This is a genomic window from Gemmobacter denitrificans, assembly GCF_036964905.1.
In the GTDB taxonomy this organism is placed as follows: Bacteria; Pseudomonadota; Alphaproteobacteria; order Rhodobacterales; family Rhodobacteraceae; genus Gemmobacter; species Gemmobacter denitrificans.
In genome coordinates this window covers 1-5,113 of record NZ_JBALHR010000037.1, presented here as the reverse complement: position 1 = coordinate 5,113, position 5,113 = coordinate 1, and the positions used below count along the sequence as shown (strand labels likewise).

Below are 5,113 nucleotides of genomic sequence, written 5' to 3'. Positions count from 1 at the left end.
ACCGTGCGGGGGGATTGATGGGGAGGGGGCGATTTGGGGTATCGGTTGCGCTTGGACCCCGGATACGTCGTCGGCGTCAGGCGATGGGTCTGACGTTGCAGGAGTTGAGCAATGCCTGCGGTGTTTCGGTCGGTTACCTGAGCCAGGTCGAGCGCGACAATGCGGTGCCGACACTTGGGACGCTGGCGGAGATTGCAGCGGCGCTGGATGTCAGCATCGATCATTTCATCGCGAGCCCCCGTCAGGCTGACAGCGTGACGCGGGCCGGGGGTCGGGCGCGGTTTGCGGTGGCGGGTCATTCGGTGGTTTATGAACAGACCAGCGCCGATTTTCCGGGCCATGAGCTGACCTCGTTCCTGCTGGATGTGCCCCCGCATTACAGTTCGGAAACGGTGCAGCATTCCGGCGAGGAGATCATCTTCGTGCTGGAGGGCGAGATCCTGCAAGTGGTTGACGGGCAGGGATTTCTGCTGCGGCCCGGCGACAGCATGCATTATCTGGGCCAGCAGCCCCATTCCTATTCCAACCCCGGCGACGTGCCTGCGCGGATGCTGTGGACGGGCAAGATGCTGCATCAGGCCACCCCGAAACCGCGCCCGCCCGGCCCGGCAGGCCAGCCGGACGATCCGGCCCATTCAACGACCACAAGCACCAAAGGGAGTACCGCATGAAAACGCTGCTGATTATGGCCTCGGCACTGGCGATCACCGCCGCCGCGGCGGATGCCAAGACCTTTGTCTATTGTTCCGAAGCCTCGCCCGAAGGCTTTGATCCTGCGCCCTATACGGCGGGCGGCACCTTTGATGCCTCGGCGCATCCGGTGTTCAACCGCCTGACCGAATTCAAGAAAGGCACGACAGAGATCGAGCCGGGCCTTGCCGAAAGCTGGGATGTTTCCGCCGATGGCACCGAATACACCTTCCACCTGCGCAAGGGCGTGAAGTGGCATTCGAACGAGAAGTTCACGCCCAGCCGTGACTTCAACGCCGATGACGTGATCTTCTCCTATGAACGTCAGGGCAAGGCCGATCACCCGTGGCACCAGTATATCCCCGGGATCACCTATGAATATTACACCTCGATGGCGATGCCCGAGCTGATCAAGTCGATCGAGAAGATCGACGACTATACGGTGAAGTTCACGCTGAACCAGCCCGAGGCGCCGTTCCTGGCCAATATCGCCATGCCCTTCGCCTCGATCGTGTCGAAGGAATATGCCGATACGCTGGAGGCCGCAGGCACCCGCGAGGACATGAACAACATGCCGGTGGGCACCGGCCCGTTCAAGTTCGTGGCCTATCAGAAGGATGCGGTGATCCGCTACGCCAGGAACGCCGAGTATTGGGGCACTGCGCCGATCATCGACGATCTGGTCTTTGCGATCACCCCCGATGCCGCCGTGCGCCTGCAAAAGCTGAAGGCCGGCGAATGCCATCTGATGCCCTATCCGGCCCCTGCCGATATCGAGACGATCAAGGCCGATCCGGCCCTGAAGCTGGATGAACAGGCCGGTCTGAACGTGGGCTATCTGGCCTATAACACCACCGTGGCGCCTTTCGACAATCCGCAGGTGCGCAAGGCGCTGAACATGGCGATCAACCAGAACGCCATCGTGGAGGCGGTGTTCCAGGGGGCGGCACTTCCGGCCAAGAACCCGATCCCGCCGACCATGTGGTCGTATAACGACGCGGTTCAGGGCGATGCCTATGATCCGGAAGCGGCCAAGAAGATGCTGGAAGAAGCGGGTGTCACCGATCTGTCGATGAAGATCTGGGCGATGCCGGTGCAGCGGCCCTACATGCCCAATGCCCGCCGCACGGCGGAACTGATGCAGGAAGATCTGGGCAAGATCGGCGTCAAGGTCGAGATCGTGTCCTATGAATGGGGCGAATATCTGCAGAAGTCGATGGAACCCGGCCGCGATGGCGCGGTGATCCTGGGCTGGACCGGCGACAATGGTGACCCGGACAACTTCCTGTCGGTGCTGCTCTCTTGCGATTCCGCCGGGGAAGGTGGCGCGAACCGCGCCTTCTGGTGCAACGAGGCCTTCTCGAAACTGCTGAAGGATGCCAAGGTCACCGCCGATCCGGCCGCGCGCACCAAGCTTTATGAAGAAGCGCAGGTGATCTTCAAGGATCAGGCCCCGTGGTTCACCATCGCCCATTCGACGCAATATGTGCCGATGTCGGCCAAGGTGTCGGGCTTCCAGATGAGCCCGCTGGGTGATTTCACCTTCGAGACCGTGGATATCGCCGAATAACCAGCCCTTCAGGCCCGCAACCGGACGCGCGGGGGGCACCCTCCGCGCGTTCTTCAAGGAAAATGGCCCATGATCCGGTTCATCCTCTCCAAACTGCTGTATCTGGTGCCGACCTTTCTCGGCATTACCCTCATCGCCTTCAGCTTCGTGCGCATCCTGCCGGGCGATCCCGTGCTGCTGATGGCGGGCGAACGCGGGGTCACGCCGGAACGCCATGCCGAACTGACGGCACAGCTGGGCTATGACAAATCGGTGGTGCTGCAGTATTTCGATTTTCTGGGTCGGCTGCTGCAGGGCGATCTGGGCCATTCGCTGGTCACCAAGAAGCCGGTGCTGACCGAATTCCTGGCGCTGTTCCCGGCCACGGTCGAGCTGGGCCTGTGCGCCATCATCATCGCCACGCTGATCGGGGTGCCGGTGGGCGTGCTGGCCGCGATCAAGCGCGGCAGCTGGTTCGATCAGGTGTCGATGACCGCCGCGCTGGTCGGGTTCTCGATGCCGATCTTCTGGTGGGGCCTGCTGCTCATCATCTTCTTTTCCGGCATTCTGGGCTGGACCCCGGTCTCGGGCCGGATCAGCCTGCTGTATTTCTTTCCCGATGTGACCGGCTTCATGCTGATCGACAGCCTGATTTCGGGGCAGAAGGGGGCCTTCGCCTCGGCCCTGTCGCATCTGATCCTGCCCTCGGTGGTGCTGGCCACCATCCCGCTGGCGGTCATCGCGCGCCAGACCCGTTCGGCCATGCTGGAGGTGATGGGCGAGGATTATGTGCGCACCGCCCGCGCCAAGGGCATGCCCCCTTCCCGGGTGATCGGCGTGCATGCGCTGCGCAATGCGATGATCCCGGTCATCACCACCATCGGCCTGCAGATCGGCGTGCTGATGGCGGGCGCGATCCTGACCGAGACGATCTTTTCCTGGCCCGGCATCGGCAAATGGATGATCGATTCCATCTCGCGCCGCGATTACCCGGTGGTGCAATCGGGCCTCTTGCTGATTGCCGCCCTGGTGATGATCGTGAACCTGCTGGTCGATCTGACCTATGGCCTCATCAATCCGAGGATCCGCAACACATGACCGATACTGTTCAATCCGCCGCGCCGGTCCGGTTGTCGGATGCCGCCATCCGCCGCAGGATGCTGCGCGAGTTCTGGTTCTATTTCAGCCAGAACCGGGGCGCCGTGATCGGGCTGGCCGTCTTTGTGGCACTGGTGCTGATCGCGCTGCTGGCCCCGGTGCTGGCCCCCTATGATCCGACCGCGCAGAACCGCGAGGCGCTGCTGGTCCCGCCCTTCTGGCAAGAGGGCGGCAGCACCGCCTATCTGCTGGGCACCGATGCCGTCGGGCGCGATATCCTGTCGCGGCTGATCTTTGGCGCGCAATATTCGCTGTTCATCGGCATCGTGGTCGTGTCGATCTCGCTGGTGGGCGGGGTCGTCGTCGGGCTTCTGGCCGGGTTCTTCGGCGGCTGGGTGGACAATGTCATCATGCGGGTGATGGATGTGATCCTGGCCTTCCCCTCGCTCCTGCTGGCGCTGGTGCTGGTGGCGGTGCTGGGGCCCGGGCTCATCAATGCGATGATCGCCATCGCCATCGTCTATCAGCCGCATTTCGCCCGCCTGACCCGCGCCGCCGTCATGGCCGAACAGAAGCGCGAATATGTCACCGCCGCCCGGGTGGCGGGGGCGGGCAATCTGCGGCTGATGTTCCGCACCATCCTGCCCAATTGCCTTGCGCCGCTGATCGTGCAGGCCACGCTGTCCTTTTCCTCGGCCGTGCTGGATTCCGCCGCGCTCGGCTTTCTGGGGATGGGCGCGCAGCCGCCCGCGCCGGAATGGGGCACCATGCTGGCCGAAGCGCGCGAATTCATCCTGCGCGCCTGGTGGGTTGTCACCTTCCCAGGCCTCGCCATCCTGATCTCGGTGCTGGCGATCAACCTGATGGGCGATGGCCTGCGCGACGCGCTTGACCCCAAGCTGAAGCGGAGCTGACAGATGGCGCTTTTGAACATCCGCAACCTGACCGTCAAATTCGCCACCGCCACCGGCAGCTTCACCGCCGTGGACGGGATCGATGTCCATGTGGACAAGGGCGAGGTGCTGGCCATCGTCGGCGAAAGCGGCTCGGGCAAATCGGTGTCGATGCTGGCGGTGATGGGGCTTTTGCCCGATACCGCCACCATCACCGCAGACGAGATGACCTATGACGGCCGCGATATCTCGCGCCTGACGCCCGCCGAACGCCGCCGCCTGATCGGCCGCGAGATCACCATGATCTTTCAGGAACCCATCGCCTCGCTGAACCCGTCCTTCACCGTGGGCTTCCAGATCGAAGAGGTGCTGCGGCTGAACCTTGGCCTGTCCAGCCGCGAGGCCCATGCCCGCGCGCTCGACCTGTTCCGCGCCGTGGGCATCCCCGAACCCGAGGTGAAGATCAGATCCTATCCGCATCAGCTTTCGGGCGGGCAATGCCAGCGGGTGATGATCGCCATCGCCATCGCATCGAACCCGCGCCTGCTGATCGCGGATGAACCGACCACCGCGCTGGATGTGACCATCCAGAAGCAGATCCTCGATCTGCTGATGGCATTGCAGGAAGATTACGGCATGGCGCTGATCCTCATTACCCATGACATGGGCGTGGTGGCCGAAACCGCCGACCGGGTGGTGGTGCAATACAAGGGCCGGAAGATGGAAGAGGCCGATGTGCTGAGCCTGTTCGAAGCCCCGCAGCACCCCTATACCCGCGCGCTGCTGTCGGCACTGCCGGAACATGCCACCGGCGACCGGCTGCCCACCGTGTCCGACTTCTTCCAGCAGGAGGCGCTGTGATGGCCACCCCAGCCCAAAGCCC

General features: G+C 63.3%; 5 protein-coding genes. All 5 read left to right on the top strand.

The features are described 5' to 3' along the window. Positions 1-17 precede the first annotated feature (17 nt). The 5 genes from V6590_RS20625 to V6590_RS20605 all read left to right on the top strand — a co-directional run bounded on the left by V6590_RS20625 (position 18) and on the right by V6590_RS20605 (position 5,091). Positions 18-671 carry a helix-turn-helix domain-containing protein gene (locus V6590_RS20625; RefSeq protein ID WP_335425590.1) on the top strand — a complete coding sequence of 218 codons (654 nt, stop codon included), beginning with the start codon at positions 18-20 and terminating at the stop codon, positions 669-671. Beyond that, on the top strand, positions 668-2,260 hold the full coding sequence (locus V6590_RS20620) for an ABC transporter substrate-binding protein (RefSeq protein ID WP_335425589.1): 1,593 nt from the start codon (positions 668-670) through the stop codon (positions 2,258-2,260). The genes V6590_RS20625 and V6590_RS20620 overlap by 4 nt, the downstream gene beginning before the upstream one ends. Positions 2,261-2,329: 69 nt before the next feature. After that, the gene (locus V6590_RS20615) at positions 2,330-3,337 is read left to right on the top strand and encodes an ABC transporter permease subunit (protein WP_335425588.1); all 1,008 of its coding nucleotides are present in this window, start codon (positions 2,330-2,332) and stop codon (positions 3,335-3,337) included. After that, a complete protein-coding gene (locus V6590_RS20610) occupies positions 3,334-4,251 on the top strand; it encodes an ABC transporter permease subunit (RefSeq protein WP_335425587.1) in 918 nt (305 codons plus the stop codon). Before V6590_RS20615 ends, V6590_RS20610 begins: the two co-directional genes overlap by 4 nt. 3 nt (positions 4,252-4,254) lie before the next feature. After that, positions 4,255-5,091, top strand: coding sequence for an ABC transporter ATP-binding protein (locus V6590_RS20605; protein ID WP_335425586.1), 837 nt, complete (start codon positions 4,255-4,257; stop codon positions 5,089-5,091). Positions 5,092-5,113 lie beyond the last annotated feature (22 nt).